Here is a 16,482-nt window from a genome sequence, read left to right as displayed (position 1 = left end):
GAAAAGCCTTTGCCGGAACTCTGTCCAGCACCCAAGAGAGCATCGGGCTTATGGTGCAATCCTCGGCGGTCGGCTTATGCATCACATCAGTCCTATGACCCGGTGACGCGTTATCGATCAACAGCCCTGTCCTTCGGTGCCAGTAAACAGCCTGGACCGGGCGGACCATTGTCCGGTCTGCAAGTTGCAACAAGGCTGCCCGATCAGATGCTGTCAGACCCAACGAATGCATCAGCTTTGGACAGTCCCGGCTCTTTCCAACCAAGCCTGAGCGCAGGCCACCGCCTCGGGCAACGTTTTCGCCTGATAGCTGTCAGACCAGCGGGTGGAGAACGCTGCAGAGAACCGCGAGATCTTGCCGTAGTGGTTGTCCAAGAAGCAATGCGGCAGCCCAAGAAGCGTGCTTAGGATATGCACATGCAGCCGGTCGGTAATCACGAACCGGGCACGCGACAGCTGCTTCAGTCCGCGCGTCACCCGGCGTTCGGCGAGTTGGTTGTAATAGTAGTTTCGCCGCGCAATGCGGGACATCCGCGCGGGAGACAGGCTCATCACCGCCTTGATCCGGCTGTCGCGTAGCACATCGCGCTCAAGGTTCGGCGTATCATCCAGCCAGTCGGCTTGCTCCCAGCCCTTGGGCCAGTCTTGTGACAGATGGCCCACGCCTTCCTTGTCCGTGCGCATCAAGAGAAGCACATTCAGATCAGGAGTACCGATCCGCTGCAGCGGTCCCATCGCAAAGGCCATGTCCGGACACAGCGTCACCTCGCAATCAAAGGCTTGTGTCGCTAGGGCATGGCTTTCATGGTCGCGCACCAGAAGCCGCAGGGACTTGGCAGACTTCAGGTTTCGCGCGGTCTTGGCGATATTTGCAGGGTTGTCATAATGAATTGATTGCGGAAACGAGATGATCGTGCTGTCCGGATTGGCCGCGATGATCGCTTCGCGGAAATCGTTGTTCTCTGTCCAGATATCACCGAAATTTCCGCCACCGTGCAGCAGCACCGTCTTGCCCGCAAGGTCACGGTTTACCTGATCCAGAGGGTCGCGGTGATCGGTGATCATTGCAGGATCAGAGCCCAGATTTTTCCGCAGCCAAGCAATCTCGCCCGCCCAGATTGCGCTGTCGCCCACGTTGCCATGGTCTGGCATGTCCATCAGCCCATAGGGTCCGGCACGCAACGCAGGCAGGCTAGGGGCTAGGACCTGGTCAATCAGTCCCTGCAGTCGAGAGATCACCTGTAGATGAGTCTGCGCTGTTGCCGGCGCAACGGTTGCCGTGGGCGTCAGAGAGGTCATTCCGCGGGTTCCTTTTTGCGGCGCATCGAGAGAAGGGTTGTGACCATGTCGCGCACCTGCGACCGGGCCAGAAGAACGACAAGGGCTGTGTAGACCACCACCCCAAGGCCGACCGCAAGCAGCGTCGGCGTCCAACCGGTGCCGTAACGTGCCATCAGCCACGGCAGGGAGAAATGCACCGCGATCGCCATCGCCATCGCACATCCCAACGGCAGTACCATCGCGGCCCAGGTATCCCCCATCCGGATGCCGAGATGACGGGCCAGCATGTATTGCTGCAGCGGCATGGTGACATAGGCGCGCAGGACATAAGCGGCCGCCACGGCGACCAGACCAAAGCGCACGGCGATCCAGGTGAACAGGATCGTGGTCAGCAGCTGCACCACCGCCACCTTGAGGACAGCACCAGCCTGATTGGATGCGGTCAGCACCGGCCCGGCGAAGAAGTTGAACACAAACGGGATCGCCATCAGCGACAGCATCTGCGTCACCGGAATCGCTTCGCTCCAGTTGTCGCCGAAGATCAGGGGCATCAACAGCACCGCCGTGGCTCCGAACCCCAGGATCATCGGAAAGACCAGAAACGAGGCATAACTGATCATCCGGCCATAGGCGTAACGCAGCCGATCCGGCTCGTCCTGCATGCGCGAGAACGACACCAGGGACACGCTGCCGATCGGGCCCAACAGCATGTTGGCGATCAGCTCGATCATGCGCCAAGCGATGCGATAGATCCCCACCGCGGCGGGGCCGTAGAAACTGCCGATGAACAGATCCTGCACCCGGACAAGCATCATCCAGACCAGTTGCGTCACCGCAAGGCTTGCGCCGAAGGCGGCGATCGACCGGACCACGGAGGTGTCGAACTGCAGCGATGGCCGCCACCGGATCACCACCCAGGCAAAGGCCACAGACACAATGGCACCGACAAAGGCTTGCGCGACCAGCGACCAGATCCCAAAGCCGTTCAGGGCCAATGCCACGGCGATCACGCCAGATGACAGTCCGGACAGCATGGCCTGCAAGGTCAACTGGGCATAGCGGAACTCGCGTGCCAAAAGCGCGCCATGTACCGCCCCAAGGCTGCCCAATGGCAGGGTCAGGGCCAGCGCGTAAATGATGTAGAGGCTGTCGGCATTTCCAAGGAAATCCGCATAGAACGGTGCCGCGATCGCGATGAGCGCTGCAAATCCCAAAGAAAGACCAAGGTTCAGCCAGAAGACCGTGCTGAGAAACCGATTGTCCGGCTCTTGCGCACGGATCACCGCGTCCCCAAGACCGCCCGAGGACACCACACGGCCCACCTCGACCAGGATGCTGGCCAGCGCGAATAGACCGAAATCCTGCGGTGCAAGAATCCGGGCCAGGACGATGAACAGGACAAGCGTGACCGCACTGCTCCACCCGGCGCGGGCGATGGACCAAAGCATGCCGCCCACGGTCTTGCGTTTCAAATCAGTCATATTAGACTAGAACTCGGGTTTTTTCGACTTAGAGAAGCGCGCATTTCAGCATAAAGCAGTCAGACGTCGCAAACGAACGCGCGCCCAGCTTTGCTGCACCGCGGCAAGAATATCGCATAGCAAATCTGCGAATACCAGTGCCGCGGTGAAGCATGCCTAATACCCGAATTTAAGGATGAAATCATCTTATTGAAGTCGCCTTAAAAGAGTGCTGATGAGGGATTTGTCGTAATCGATAGTAATCTGACTTCAGTCGGGTGATGCTGCGGCAGGCAACGTCTTTGCAGATCGACTGATAGAGATCATGCTCCATCACCCCTTATGATCATGACGCGGCATTCCCATTGACCTGAAGCCTGTCATAACAATGTCTTCGGACCGTGAAGTTGGCGATCGACCGGCCCATCACCTAGATAAAGCGCGGCTGATGCCCACCGACATGGCCGCCTGATCGTAATCGGCCACTGCGCATATGGCACGGCCCTGCTTGGTTTATGTGAATGCCCTCAGCGCCATCATCAGGATTGCCGCGATCAGTGTGACCCGCAGGTTCAGCAGGTCGCTTTCAAGATTCGATGCATGGCATGTTCGAAGATGAAAAATGAACCCTGCCGCTTTTTCAGGCAAATTGCCCCGCATTGCTGGCTGATGGCAAATTTCCGCTAACCTGGTTTTATTATAAATCCAATATATTTATTAACCGGATTTGTTTTCGTACCGGTTTTTATAGAGCGCCCAAGCCTCCTCCAGAATGACGCCTTGCTGCACGCCACGGCGGCGGGCCTCGGCGGCGATCTCATCGGCGACGGGCGGCAGAACCTTGGCATGAACCTGCCCGGTGCGAGGACTGGGTTTGCGACCGCGCCGTTTGCCCGGCTCGCGGTCGACGAAGCCCAACTCCTCACCCGCCCGGTCTGCACGTTCCACCGCAGCGGGGCTGCGATCCTTTTCACGCGACCGCAGACGACCCAGGTCGATGCTGAAGGGTTTGTCGCCCATCACTGCTCCTCCGCCGCGAGACGTGCATAGACCGCGCGGGCAAAGCCCTCAGCGTTCTCGATCGCGGCTGCCATGTTGCCCTGGGCGGGCATGGTTCTCAGATCACCTCCGAACTCGAACAGGGCCGAGAATGCGGTCCGCTCCATCAGCGCCGGTTCGATCAGGTCGACGCCCTGATCGCGCAAAGATGATTCGATGCCGCTGTGCTGACGCGACCGCACCGCGCGCGTCATGGTGAAGACCACGGCATGCGGGATGGCCCGGTCCAACGCCTCCTCCTCCTCATGGATGAGTTGCAGGGCCCGCACGCCTACCGTCGCGTCCAAGGTGGTGGCGCGCATCGGCGTGATGACAAGATCGGCCTGCGAGATCGCCCGGCTGACCAGTCGTGATGCGATCCCCTCCAAGTCGACGATGACGATCTCGCCGTCCTGATCGTGACGCTTGATGGTACGGACCAGCTCGCCCTCGCTCACGTCGGACAGGACGCGGATGCGCGGCGGCAATGCTCCGCGCCCCGCCCAAAGCGACAAAGACTTGTTCGGGTCGCAATCAAGCATCGTGACCGTGGCGCCTGCATGGGCCAACTCGGTCCCTAGGATAGTCGCAGCGGTAGATTTTCCGGCGCCGCCCTTTGGGGACGCGATCACGATTGTGGGCATGGGTTACCTGATTATTAAACTAACCGGATAATATTAAAAATCCGATTTCAATCAAGCCCTATCCGTATAGCAGTCTGGACTTTCCTGCACCATCTTGCCACGTGAACCGTCATGAACACAGCTGCAGCCTCCACCGTCTCGGTGATCATCACCGCCCATGACGCCGCCGACACCATCGCGGATGCCATCCGGACAGCATTGGCCGAGGCCGAGACCGCAGAGGTGATCGTTGTCGACGACGCATCGGGCGACGATACCGCAGCGGTGGCCGAGAAGTCGGGCCAAGGCGACGACCGGCTGACGGTGCTTCGCTGTGCCGTGAACGGCGGGCCCGCCGCAGCTCGCAACCGGGCCTTGGACATTGCCACGGGCGATTTCGTGGCCGTTCTGGATGCCGATGACTTTGTTCTGCCCGGGCGCTTTGCCCGGCTGCTGGCGATTTCCGGCGCCGACATGATCGCCGACAACATCCTGTTCGTCGCCGAAAGCGCGGGTCCCGGCGATCTGCCGGCAGCACCTGTGGTCAGTCCTCGGGTGATTGACCTCGATCTTGCAGGCTTCGTGCGCGCGAACCATTCCGTCCGCGGCAGCAAGCGGCAGGAATGGGGGTTTCTGAAGCCCGTCATGCGCCGCGCCTTCTTGCAGGCCCATGGCCTCCGTTATGACGAGACGATGCGTTTGGGCGAGGATTACGATCTCTACGTTAGGATGCTGCAGAAGCGGGCGCGGTTCCGGGTCTCGACCGAGGTCGGCTATGCTGCGCGTTGGCGCTTTGATTCGCTTAGCTCGCGTCACAGCACGACCGACCTTCAAGCGCTCCATACCGCCGCCCTGGCGCATCTGGCGGCGGAGGGAATGGACGAGACCGCCCGTGCGGCCTTGGGTGTCCATGCAGGAGAGTTGCGGCGACGCTTCCTGCTGCGCGCTTTCCTGGATCGGCGTGCTCAGGCGGGCAGGGCAGGGGCCCTGCTCTCGGCCTGCCGGGATCCGCTGACCCTGGCCCCCATCGCGCGCGGCATCCTGAGGGACAAGCTCTCGGCCCGCAGGCCGGCCCCCGCTTCCCGGATCGGCCGCCTGCTGATCGAGTAGGACGGTCCACCACCACTCTCTCACAAGCATGTCCTATCCCTCAATTAAAAAGCCTGAATTTGCGGCGACACGCGGAGTTATCCACAGGGCTTCTGTGTTAAAAGGGGTTATATATGTGTTAAGGGGCTTTCTAAGCCTCTTTTAAGGAATAAAATCAATCGCTTACTGAAGCCCTTTATGGGTGAAGTGTCGTTTCTTTATGGGTGAAGTGGTGATTCGTTATGGGTGAAGTGTCGTTTCCATGGCGCTTATGGGTGAAGTGTCGTTAAGCTTGTTTTATGGGTGAAGTGTCGTTATGGGTGAAGTGTCGTTAAGTGCCAGAGAACCGATGAGCAGTCCGCTTCTTCCCGACCGACATCCGCAGCGTGACTTCTTTGTCTGCGACATCATCAACGCCGCGCCCAAGGCGGATGTGGGGTCGATGGAGCACCCGATCTTCTCGCTCTCGACCAAGCCTGACCTGAGGCCACGGCGCTACGAGCACAACGGCCTGTCGATCGACATCAAGCCTTCCAGCGACGGCATCGCCACCGTCCACGACCGTGACATCCTGATCTTCTGCATCAGCCAGCTGATCCGCGCGCTGAACGACGGCCGCGAGGTCAGCCAGCTGGTCCGCTTCCAGGCCTCGGACCTGCTGCGGGCCACCAACCGGATGACCACGGGCCGCGGCTACGACCTCCTGAAGGCCGCGATGGAGCGGCTTGCGGGGACGCGGATCTCGACCAACATCACCACCGGCGGCAAGGAGGTCTTCGAGACTTTCGGCCTGATCGAAAGCGCCCGCATCATGCGTCAGACCCGCGAGGGGCGCATGCAGGAGATCGAGATCAAGCTGTCTGACTGGGTCTTCAACGCGATCCGCGCGCATGAGGTTCTGACGATCAGCCGCGACTACTTCCGGCTGCGGCGCCCCCTAGAACGCCGTCTCTATGAACTGGCGCGCAAGCATTGCGGCAACCAGCGCGAATGGTCCATCGGCTTGGACCTGCTGCAGAAGAAATGCGGCTCGTCCTCGACCAGCTTCGAGTTCAGGCGGCTGGTGGCCAATGTCATCCGCGAGGACACGGCCCATTCGCACATGCCCGACTATTCGCTGCGCTTCTCTGCGGACGAGACCAAAGTTGTGTTCCGCAACCGCGGCACCGCGCCCGTGGCCGAGGTCTTCGAGGCCTTCCTGGACCCCGACATCCACGAAGAGGCCCGCGCCGCGGCGCCGGGCTGGGACGTGCGCTACCTCGAGGTGGAATGGCGCCGCTGGTGCGCCGCCGAAGAGATCGAGCCCAAGCATCCCTCGCGCCATTTCGTCCGCTTCTGCCGGACCTGGTACGAGAAACGCGGCAGTCCCTGACGAAGGCGCCCCGGCATCACTGCGCCGAACCGGCGTCCACCACCGCTTCTGACAGCCAGACCGCCCAGGACGGAGCCCCGGACGGCAGGCGGCCACCCTGCGCGGCCATGGCCGCGATCCGGGCAGCACAGGGGGCAGGGGGCCGGTCCCAGGCCTGGCCGGGCTGCGGCATCCGCGGCAACGGGTCGGACAGGGCGGTTGCGTCCTGGGGCAGGTCCACCGCACGGCTGCGGCGGTCGCGCAGGCTTTCCGCCAGGCGCGACAGCATGGCCGGGTCGACCAGCCGGGGCAGGGCGCCCCGCCAGCGACGGGCCTTGATGTCGGCGACCAGATGCTCATAGCGCAGGGCTCGGCGCAGCTGGCGGTCCACCGATGCGGCGGCTGCGCGCGTCTCGGGGTCGGGCATCGGGGGCAGGGCGCGATGCGCCTGCAGCATCGCCTCGACGGTCGCGACGGACAGCCGGTGCGAGATCGACCCCGCATGGCGACGATAGGCATAAAGCGGGTCCGGCAGCAGCAGGAAGCGCGCGCCCCCGATCAGCAGGCGCAGCACCAGGTCGTGATCCTCTCCGATCCTCAGCCCGGCGTCATAGCGCAGGCCCGCCAGGGCGGTGCGTCGGATCACCGGCTTGAGATAGCCGTAGGGGGGCAGAGACGCGCCAGGGTCGTTGCTGCGCAGATAGGGCGCCGCGTCCAGCATCATGGGCGCGGATAGACCCAGGGACTGAAGCAGGGTCCGACCCTGCGGCACCGTCCCGAAATAGACCAGGTCATCCGCGACCAGATCGGCACCCGCCGCATCCGCGGCGGCGATCAGGCGCGCCAGCCGGTCGGGATGGATCAGGTCGTCGCTGTCCACGACAGCGATCCACGCACCGCGCGCGGCATCCAGAGCCCGGTTGCGCGTGGCCGCGGGCCCTGCGTTCCGCGGCGCGGCGATGACCTGCACCCGGTCATCGGTTGCGGCGATCCGGCGGGCGATGGCCAGGCTGTCATCGTCCGAGGCATCGTCGGACAGGATCAGCTCCAGCCGCCGTTCGGACTGGGCCAGGACCGAGGTCATCGCGCGGGCCAGATGCGCCGCACCCCGGAAATTGGCCATCACCACCGATACCACGGGAGGCGTCATGCGTTCCGTCCCGTCCGATTGCCCGACATGTGAACGCCTTTCCCTTGACCCGTTTGGCTGCGGCTTCCATAAGCCGGGCGGGTCTGCACGGCAACCATGCGGCCAAGAGGCTTTGCACATGCGCCATTCATCCGCTCTCGCTCTCGCGCTCATCCTGGCGGCGCAGCCCCTGTCCGCCCAGCAGGCGGACCCGCATCCCGATGCGGACGGCTTCTTCGAGGATTTCACGAACGGGCTGGACAAGGACCGCTGGTACGTGTCGGACGGCTGGACCAACGGCGACTGGCAGGACTGCCACTGGTCGGGCCGGGCGGTCCAGGTGCGCGGCGGCCTGCTGACGCTGTTCCACATCCCGGCGCCGGGAAACAGCGACCGGCCCGCCCTGTGCGGAGAGATCCAGAGCAAGGCCTATCTGCAGCACGGCACCTACGAGGCACGCATCCGCACCCCGCGCCAGTCGGGGCTGAACGCCTCTGTCTTCACCTATGCCGGGCCGGTCCACGACTCTCCCCATGACGAGATCGACATCGAGATCCTGACCCGCGATCCGGGCGTGATGACGATGAACACCTATGTCTCGGGCCAGCCCCACAACGGCGGCACCACGCCTTCCGATACGGCCTTCGACGAGGACTTCCGCACGGTCGGCTTCCGGTGGGCGCCCGAGGGGATCACCTGGTTTCTGGACGGCCGGGAGGTCCACCGCACGGAGCCCGACAGCATCCTGCCGACCCATCCGCAGAAGCTGTACATGTCCTTCTGGAGCACCGCGACCCTGACCGACTGGATGGGCCACCAGGAGCCGCAGGACGGCCCCCTGGCCTACGAGATCGATTGGGTGGCCTTCACCCCGCTGGATGCGTCCTGCCTGTTCGAGGGTTCGGTCACCTGCGAGGACCGCTGATGGTCGAGACCATGCCCGCCGGCGCGCCCATGACGGCCAGACGACCGGCACGCCAGCCGCGACGCCGGGTCCTGAGCTATTCCCCCAACGCCATCGCGGCATTCATCGCGATCTTCGGCCTGACCTTCATCACCCCCCTGGGGTCCAAGGGCGCGCTGCTCTTCCTGCTGGGGGGCATGGCCCTGGTGGCCACCCGGCCCGGCGAGGTGCTGGCCTCGCTGCGGCGCGAATGGCCCATCGTGCTGGTGGCGCTGTGGTGCGTGATGTCCTTTGCCTGGTCGGACTATACCTCGCTGACGCTGCGCTATGGCATCCAGCTGGTGCTGACGGTGATCATCGCGGTCGCCATCGGCTATCGGCTGGCCCCGATGACCTTCGTGAAGATCGTCTTTGCCACCAGCGCGATGGGGGGGCTGGCCAGCCTTCTGCTGGGACGGGCCCGGTCCGACGGGATGGGATATCTGGGCATCCATGCCAGCAAGAACGCCCTCGCGGATGCCAGCTCTGTGCTGATCATCGCCTCCCTTGCGGTGCTGGTCGACCGGCGCCTTTCGATGCGCTGGCGCCTGCCTGCGCTGGCCGCCATGTTCCTGGGGGCGGTGCTTCTGGTGATGGGCCAGTCCAGCGGCGCGTTGGTCAGCACCATGGCCGTCATCCTGGTCTTCGGCGTCATCATCCTGCTGCAGCGCCTGACGCCCTACATGCGCCTGGTCGCGATCGCCCTGGCAGTCGTGCTGGGCGCGGCGATTGCCATCCTGCTGTCCTCGCTTTCGGATGAGCTGGCGCGGTTGTTCCTGGACGTGACCGGCAAGGACATCACGCTGACCGGCCGGACAGACCTGTGGGCGGTGGCATTCGGACAGATCGCCGAAAGGCCCCTGCTGGGGGTCGGGTTCCAGGCCTTCTGGGTTCCCGGCCAGCCGCTGGCCGAACAGCTCTGGGCGGATTTCGGCATTGCGGGCCGCAGCGGGTTCAACTTCCACAACACGCCCATCTCGAACGCGGTCGAGATCGGGATCCTGGCGACTGCCGCTCAGGCCCTGATCTTCATCGCTGCCGCGTGGGCCTGCCTGGGCTGGGCAATCCGCAGTCCGTCGGCCGCATCGGTCTTCTTCGCCCTGTTCATGGTGCGGCTGTTCATGCTGATGTGGATCGAGGTCGTGTATTTCTATCAGTTCAGCGCCGGGACCGCGATCATCATCGCCGCCATCTGCTATGCCCACCGTTTCAGGGACCATATCGGCAAGCCGGTCCCGCGCCAGGCACGCCGTCCCATCCGCATCACCTTCCGCTGATCGAGCGTCAATCAAACGGTCCTTTTCCGGACAGGCCTGACCGGCCCGTCCGCAGGCATGGTTTCACAGCTGATTTCTGTCTGGAAACCCTGTCCGGAAATCAGTTGTCCAAAATACCCTCTTGGCTTACGATCCGGACATGCTGATCGGATATGCCCGCGTCTCGACCGAAGACCAGAAACTGGACCTGCAGCGGGATGCCCTGAAACGGGCAGGCTGCGAACGGATCTTCGAGGAGAAGGAATCCGGCCGTGCCGGGACCGGGCGTCCCGCCCTGGAGGCCGCGCTGGCCTTTCTGCGCCCCGAGGATCAGCTGGTGGTGTGGAAGGTGGACAGGCTGGGCCGCAGCCTGCGCGAGATGCTGGACACCGCCCACAGGCTGCAGGGGCAGGGGGTGCGCCTGAGATCCCTGACCGAGGCCATCGACACCGAGACGCCCACAGGGCGGTTGATGTTCAATTTCCTAGGCACCATTGCCGAATACTTCCTGGACCTGAACCGCGAGCGCACAATCGAAGGGTTGAAGGCCGCCGCCGCCCGCGGCCGCAAGGGCGGACGCCGGCGCAAGCTGACCGAGGCGGACCTTGCCATGGCTCGCGCCTTGCTTCGGGACCGCGACATTCCCGTGGCCCAGATCGCCCGGCGCCTGGATGTCAGCAGGGCCACCTTCTATGCCTATTTCCCGCAGGCAAGGACCCGCAGTCTGATCCAAGGAAGCCCCAAACCGGCTTTGCTCGAGTAGCCTGCGGTCAAAGTTTTGTTCACCTTTTGAAGGCGAGATTCACGTGATCAAACGCATCAACTGAGACTTTGGCTGACAGTAAAAAGAACTAGGAATTACCCCGAATCCTTGCTCAATAATTGACAAGGCGGCCACTTTCCCCGTGGACAAGCTGTGCCCGTCCTCCGGCACGGTCGATGACGCGATCATGGTGACCGTGAACCGGGCACTAGCGCTGTTCCCAACAAGTCAGCACCGCAGCGGACGCTGGCTTGCCGGCCTCGAAGCAGCATGCTTCGCACTGCCCAAGGCAACGTTGCGGCCACTTCCTTCCGTTGGGGGAGCGGTGTGGGTCAGGCACATGATCCTATGGCCAGTGCCGTATAGATGCGGAAGGTAACGGTGAGGCCTAAAAGCCTCATCACCTGGACTGCATCGGATACAGCCGCCCGCTCAATGCGCTCCGCGGGACAGCGCGACGGCGGGGATGGTCATGAAGATGATGCGCAGGTCCATCCACGGGTTCCACTTCATCACGTAGAAGCGGTCCATCTGCACGCGCTCCATGTAGGTCGTGTTGCTGCGGCCGCTGATCTGCCAGAGGCCGGACAGGCCGGGGCGGGCCGCGAGATAGTGGCGGGTCGAGCTGGCGTAATGGTCCAGCTCTGCCCGCACGACCGGACGCGGGCCGACCAGGCTCATCTCTCCGGTCAGCACGTTCAGAAGCTGGGGCAGCTCGTCCAGGCTCAGCTTGCGCAGCACGGCGCCCAAGGGGGTGACGCGCGGATCGTCGACCAGCTTGCGCTGTTCGTACCACAGGGCCGCCTTGGCGGGATGCTTGCGCAGGTACTGCTCCAGAACGGCGTCGCCGTTGACGACCATGGTGCGGAACTTCCAGCAGCGGAACTCGCGCCCGCCGAAGCCTACGCGGCGGTGCCCGTAGAGCAGCGGCCCGGAATCCGTCAGCTTGAGGACGATGACCAGCGCGAGGATCAGCGGCGCCAGCAGCAGCAGGCCCAAGACCGCCAACGTGACATCCAGCCCCCGCTTGGCCATGCCACCCACAGGGGAGGCTTGGTTGGAAGATGCATCAGACCGAAACCTGAATGTCGGGTCCCGCAGGACAGACATGGATTTACGAAGGGGAGGGGTAACCTGCGGAACGCGAACAGCTCGCATCGTGACGACTTCCTGATAGTGCCAACATCTCTCAAGTGCGGCACAAGGGGCAAATCTCCGGAAAGTTCCTTAAAATTTTACATACTATGCTTTTAGGTAGGCTTCGGTCGAGAATATCTTCAGAAATACAAGCAACGCAAGTAAATTGGACCAACAAAAACCGTGTAATAAACATGATTGATGCAGCTTATGATTGAGTAAAATCAACGATGTGCCGACTAATCAGCAGAACTCTGGCGGATGTATCCGCAACGACGACCTCCCATTCCCGACGGACATTGCAGTCCCGCGTTGGGTAGTTCTTGCTTCACGCTTGCGGTTACACAGGGTGCGATGATTCATGGACCGGTGCGCGGCGATCAGCAGCAGTTCCGCGGTGATGCAGATCATGTTCTGTCGCGACAGCACGCCTTGGCGAACAGTGCCGCTCCGACCGACCGACGCGACGTGCAGTGATGTGCGGTCTTGACCCAGGATGAGGATCTCTGTCGCCGGGCCGGGCAGGGGGGCGCCTGTGGCGAACTGGGTGCCGACAAGGCTGCCAAGGCCTTGGACCGGTGTACGGGTCTCCATCATCGCGGCGATCATGGGAACGAGGTCCAGATTCGGACGCAGGCGCACAAGGCGCGCGGGCAGGCCACTGGGCAACCGTCGGCGCGTCGGGATGGGGCGGAACAGGGAAAAGCCCGTCTCGGCGTCCGGCAGGCGGCGGAAGATGGCGCCGTCCAACTGCCATCCAGTGATCCAGGCGTCGCGGGACAGGTGCGTGACCTCGGGGCGCAGATGCCCCATGTGCAGTACGCTCGCAGCATCGGTCCAGAGCCCATGTGCGTAGATGTCCCCCCCTAGCCTAGATGCAGGCCCGCGCTGATGATGCGGGCGCCTGGACCAAGGGTGCGGGTGTGGCTGTAAAAGGCCACACGACCGTCGGTCGGCACGCCGCGGGCGAACTGGGTCAGGGCATGGATGCCCGCACCGTGGGACAGCGGCGCCACCACCAGCGACGCGTCCTGTTCCGTGGTGCCGGGTATCAGGTCGCACAGGTGGTTAGTAATAACGAAGGCCATCTGGCCGTGGGTAAGCACAGCAGCCTTGGGATGCCCCATCGTTCCCGACGTGTAGAAGAACCAGGCCGGATCGTCCCAGGCCACCGAGGCCTCGGGCGACATCCGGCCCATGTGGCGCGCGATCAGCGGGTCGTGGTCGGGGCCCAGGGGCGATGGGCCGATGGAGATGATCGCCGGAAAATGGACCGCGCAGGCGGCGGCATGGTCGGGGAACTGCGCGCCGCAGAACATCGCCTTTGCACCCGATGACTGCGCCAGATAGGCCAGATCATCGGGAGACAGGCGGAAATTGGCGGGCACCCAGACCGCGCCGATGCGCCGGCAGGCGAACATCGTCTCCAGCATCTGCAGGCAGTTGGCTAATTGCACCAACACCCGGTCGCCCTTGGTGATGCCATAATCCTAGGTCAGCGCATGGGCCGGCGCGCCCACGCGGGCCTGCATCTCGGCCCAGGTGGTAACGTGATCGCCGTGGATCAGGGCAGGGGCGTCGGGCAGACGGCGGGCGTTCTGGGTCAGGAAATGTCCCGGGTTCATCACCCGGTCGGAAACGGGGGGCATCGTACCCGCTCAGGATCGAGACATAGTTCGTCACCGCAGCCCCTCCCATGTTGAAGACCCTCGCCATGGTCGCGCCCGGCAGCTGCATGTCGCCCGCGTCGCCGGTCACGCCGATAGGATGCCCCTTGGATTTCAGCCCGCCCGACAGGTTCAACGGCAGGAGGCCGTCGCGGGCGGTGACGCCGTCGCGGATCACGCGGTGGCCCTCGCCGTGTTCGGCCAGCCCCATCGCCTCGTATTCCAACACCTCGGCGATGGTGAAGCAGTCATGCGTCTCGACCAGCGACAGGTCGTCCAGCGTGACGCCCGCGCGGTCCAGCGCCTGCGTCCATGCCGACCGGGCGGCGCACATCTCCGGCATGTCGCAGCGCGACAGGGCCAGCGGGTCGTTGGCCTGCGTCCGGGCGCGAAAGGCGATGGCGCGGCGCATGGTCATCGCGGTTTCGGCATCGGCCAGCACCAGCACAGGCGCACCGTCCGAGATCAGCGAACAGTCGCTGCGCCTCAGCAGCCCTGCCACGCGCGGGTTGCCGTCCGACACGGTGTTGCAGAAGGCCACGCCCAGATCCTTGCGCATATGGGCAAAGGGGTTGCGCATCCCGTTTTCGTGGTTCTTTGCCGCGATCTGACCGAAATGCGTCAGCGGCAGCACCAGATGATACGAAGCTGCAGGAAAGTCGACAGGTCGACCCCTCTGTGATGGGACACCTTTGCGCGTTCAATGCTGAGAATACCAGATTCAGGTCTTATGGTAGCAATTTGTGCCGCACAGCGATCAAGCAACCGGCCATCGAAGGAATATGAGTTTGTCCGTCAGCATCGGTTTTGACGCTATTCAGTCTCTGTTTTGAGGCGGCGTGACCAACTTAGCTGCGACGACCGCACAGTTGGAGCACCGCGCGTTGATCGGATTAGTTCCTTTGTCACCATGGACGAGATGGTTGAAGGTATCACGTCACCGTTCCACTGCAGCGGGCTGCATTCAAAACGACCAGAAGATGGCAATCTCGGCGCAGCCGCCGCACTGCTTATGAGAGGACTGCAGCATCGGCCAAGGCGGGCGTTGGACAATCAAGAAGAAAGCCCGGTGATCGGCTCGAACATGCCCTAAGAGAGTGCGCTGTATAGGTCGCAGCGAGTGAACTGCGCCTGAGACTGCAGCCCACGGTTCTATGACCCTAGCAAGGGCGCGTCAGGGTACGGCTATGGAAATCCCGCGGCGCTGCGCCTGTCAGCCGCGCCGTGCAAACCAAAAGACATCATTACCGTGCGATTAGTCAGGTTCCAAGGAGTGCCGCGGCGCGTTGTGGCCTCGACGGGGGCCGATCTGAGGCCAGATCATCGTCGAGGCTGCGCTGAGTCCCGGTTATCGTCTGGAATGTGCATCCACAGACGGCGAGGCGCCGCGCGATCAAGGCGGCTACGCTGACCCGCTGTTGCGGCTGGATGGAGTTCGCACTTGCCCCGGTCAGCGACGACGGAAGACCCGTCATCCCAAGCCGCATCACCGCGGTCACGGTCAAGGCGTACCGGGCTCAAGCATTCTTGCCTGCAGGGGCAGAGATGGAATGGTGTCATTTTGAGCTGAATGAATCGGGTCAGCAGGATGCTGGCGCAGAATAGTGTGATGCCGAACGCCAACCGCGTCAGCGGCTGCATCGCCAGGCGCCCGACAGGATAGGAACCTGCTACCACCCTGCGGGCAAGCCCGACGTGACCCGTCTTGTTTACAATGGGCTGAGGTGAGGCATGTCTCGCCGGACCAGCATCAGACCCACGAAAACGTCGGGTGGTACCGGGGCTGAGACGAAGGGCCGGCCTGCGCAGGAAGGCCGAAGGGATCAGCGCGGCAGATAAGACCCGTACCGTCAGTCAAAAGAACATGGGAGTTTAAGGAACGGCGGCGGCCGCAGTGGGAAAGTTCGAGATGGGCCAACTAAAGGTGCTACTAATCCACAGGCCTACGACGATGCACAGATTGATAGCAGCAAAGCTGGCCGTTCAGGCAAGCTGGCTGTTCCTTATCTCTGTACTCTGTAGGGCCTGATAACGCACCGCTAAATGCTTGACGATAATGACCAAAGCCAGTTTCCGCTGGAACCACCGCGCGCATCCCTCCGGTACGGCGCAGCCACAGTTTTTGCGCCCACGACCAGTGGTCCGTAGACAGAGGCTAGGAGGCCGTCAGTGCAAACCGCACAAACGCGCTTTAGGCGGAGGGTGCGAAAAGCGTTTAGGATTATTATCAGAGCTGGCGAAGCCAGAGCGCCAGTCCCCTCCCTGCACCATCCACACAGCTGTCACAGTGAGAAGGCCGGTGGTCACCGCGAGGATACAGAGACCCATGCCAACTGCCGCACGCACTTTCTCTAATACGATCTGTTAACCAGACGTCGCAAAGTTTACAGCTGGTCGATATGGCGATGCTTGGCACCGACTTTGGACACACGGCCTTGCCGATGGTAAGACGCGCGGGGAGCCAAGCAGACATCTTAAAAATCGCAATATCTTTGATAGCACAGGGCGTCCGCTGTCATGCCGATGCCGATATGGGTGATACGACCGCTGCTGTGAGTGGGACGCTTCAGGGGCAGATCGAGAGCTCCTACCAATAGTTCGGCAGCCATACGTTACTAGCCAAGCTGGCCGATTGAGCTACGTCCCGTCTCCTGGACGGGATCTGACGTAATTTAAGCTGCTCGTTGCACCTGCTGATCGGGTTGGCTGAGTGAGGGCGCTGGTGATTGCAGACGGTCATCCATT

13 protein-coding genes and 2 pseudogenes are annotated in these 16,482 nt (G+C 62.7%); 5 read left to right on the top strand and 10 right to left on the bottom strand.

All coding sequences use genetic code 11. From position 1 onward, the window contains the following. Positions 1-231: 231 nt before the first annotated feature. The 5 genes and pseudogenes from LZ686_RS18080 to LZ686_RS18065 all read right to left on the bottom strand — a co-directional run bounded on the left by LZ686_RS18080 (position 232) and on the right by LZ686_RS18065 (position 4,423). On the bottom strand, positions 232-1,299 hold the full coding sequence (locus tag LZ686_RS18080) for a polysaccharide pyruvyl transferase family protein (RefSeq protein ID WP_349548661.1): 1,068 nt from the start codon (positions 1,297-1,299) through the stop codon (positions 232-234). Continuing rightward, positions 1,296-2,753 carry a lipopolysaccharide biosynthesis protein gene (locus tag LZ686_RS18075; RefSeq protein WP_349548660.1) on the bottom strand — a complete coding sequence of 486 codons (1,458 nt, stop codon included), beginning with the start codon at positions 2,751-2,753 and terminating at the stop codon, positions 1,296-1,298. Before LZ686_RS18075 ends, LZ686_RS18080 begins: the two co-directional genes overlap by 4 nt. A gap of 432 nt (positions 2,754-3,185) precedes the next feature. After that, positions 3,186-3,302, bottom strand: a pseudogene (locus LZ686_RS18880) (branched-chain amino acid ABC transporter permease); the annotation flags it as partial. Positions 3,303-3,458: 156 nt separating this feature from the next. Then, complete coding sequence (locus LZ686_RS18070) at positions 3,459-3,761, bottom strand: hypothetical protein (protein ID WP_045983283.1); 303 nt, start codon at positions 3,759-3,761, stop codon at positions 3,459-3,461. Beyond that, entirely contained in the window at positions 3,761-4,423 is a 663-nt protein-coding gene (locus tag LZ686_RS18065; RefSeq protein WP_045983282.1) for a ParA family protein, read from the bottom strand. The genes LZ686_RS18070 and LZ686_RS18065 overlap by 1 nt, the downstream gene beginning before the upstream one ends. A gap of 111 nt (positions 4,424-4,534) precedes the next feature. Here LZ686_RS18065 and LZ686_RS18060 point away from each other — a divergent pair, with 111 nt between their 5' ends. Continuing rightward, positions 4,535-5,512 (top strand): glycosyltransferase family 2 protein, encoded by a 978-nt coding sequence (locus LZ686_RS18060; RefSeq protein ID WP_349548659.1) that lies wholly within the window; start codon positions 4,535-4,537, stop codon positions 5,510-5,512. A 328-nt stretch (positions 5,513-5,840) separates the two neighbouring features. Further along, positions 5,841-6,863, top strand: a complete 1,023-nt coding sequence (locus tag LZ686_RS18055; RefSeq protein ID WP_349548658.1) for a replication initiator protein A — start codon at positions 5,841-5,843, stop codon at positions 6,861-6,863. Positions 6,864-6,879: 16 nt separating this feature from the next. Here the strand turns inward: LZ686_RS18055 and LZ686_RS18050 are convergent, their stop codons facing one another. Further along, positions 6,880-7,992: a glycosyltransferase family 2 protein gene (locus LZ686_RS18050; protein ID WP_349548657.1), complete on the bottom strand. Its 1,113-nt coding sequence runs from the start codon at positions 7,990-7,992 to the stop codon at positions 6,880-6,882. Positions 7,993-8,110: 118 nt separating this feature from the next. Between LZ686_RS18050 and LZ686_RS18045 the strand changes: the two genes are divergently transcribed. The 3 genes from LZ686_RS18045 to LZ686_RS18035 all read left to right on the top strand — a co-directional run bounded on the left by LZ686_RS18045 (position 8,111) and on the right by LZ686_RS18035 (position 10,933). Next, positions 8,111-8,896, top strand: a complete 786-nt coding sequence (locus tag LZ686_RS18045) for a family 16 glycosylhydrolase (RefSeq protein WP_045983279.1) — start codon at positions 8,111-8,113, stop codon at positions 8,894-8,896. Beyond that, positions 8,896-10,191 carry an O-antigen ligase family protein gene (locus LZ686_RS18040; RefSeq protein ID WP_349548656.1) on the top strand — a complete coding sequence of 432 codons (1,296 nt, stop codon included), beginning with the start codon at positions 8,896-8,898 and terminating at the stop codon, positions 10,189-10,191. The genes LZ686_RS18045 and LZ686_RS18040 overlap by 1 nt, the downstream gene beginning before the upstream one ends. 139 nt (positions 10,192-10,330) lie before the next feature. After that, positions 10,331-10,933, top strand: coding sequence for a recombinase family protein (locus LZ686_RS18035; protein WP_349548655.1), 603 nt, complete (start codon positions 10,331-10,333; stop codon positions 10,931-10,933). Between the two features lie 432 nt (positions 10,934-11,365). Here LZ686_RS18035 and LZ686_RS18030 read toward each other — a convergent pair whose 3' ends face one another. The 4 genes and pseudogenes from LZ686_RS18030 to LZ686_RS18015 form a co-directional block, all read right to left on the bottom strand. Beyond that, positions 11,366-11,968: a sugar transferase gene (locus LZ686_RS18030; protein ID WP_206692796.1), complete on the bottom strand. Its 603-nt coding sequence runs from the start codon at positions 11,966-11,968 to the stop codon at positions 11,366-11,368. A 345-nt stretch (positions 11,969-12,313) separates the two neighbouring features. Continuing rightward, positions 12,314-12,883 (bottom strand): hypothetical protein, encoded by a 570-nt coding sequence (locus tag LZ686_RS18025; protein WP_349548654.1) that lies wholly within the window; start codon positions 12,881-12,883, stop codon positions 12,314-12,316. Positions 12,884-12,936: 53 nt separating this feature from the next. Further along, a complete protein-coding gene (locus LZ686_RS18020; protein WP_349548653.1) occupies positions 12,937-13,503 on the bottom strand; it encodes an AMP-binding protein in 567 nt (188 codons plus the stop codon). Between the two features lie 226 nt (positions 13,504-13,729). Then, a pseudogene (locus tag LZ686_RS18015) lies at positions 13,730-14,344 on the bottom strand (thiolase C-terminal domain-containing protein); the annotation flags it as partial. Between the last annotated feature and the right edge of the window lie 2,138 nt (positions 14,345-16,482).

This window comes from Paracoccus sp. NFXS7 (assembly GCF_040148865.1).
GTDB lineage: Bacteria > Pseudomonadota > Alphaproteobacteria > Rhodobacterales > Rhodobacteraceae > Paracoccus > Paracoccus marcusii.
The sequence above is the reverse complement of the archived record's forward strand: the minus strand, read 5'-3'. Positions and strand labels throughout refer to the sequence as shown.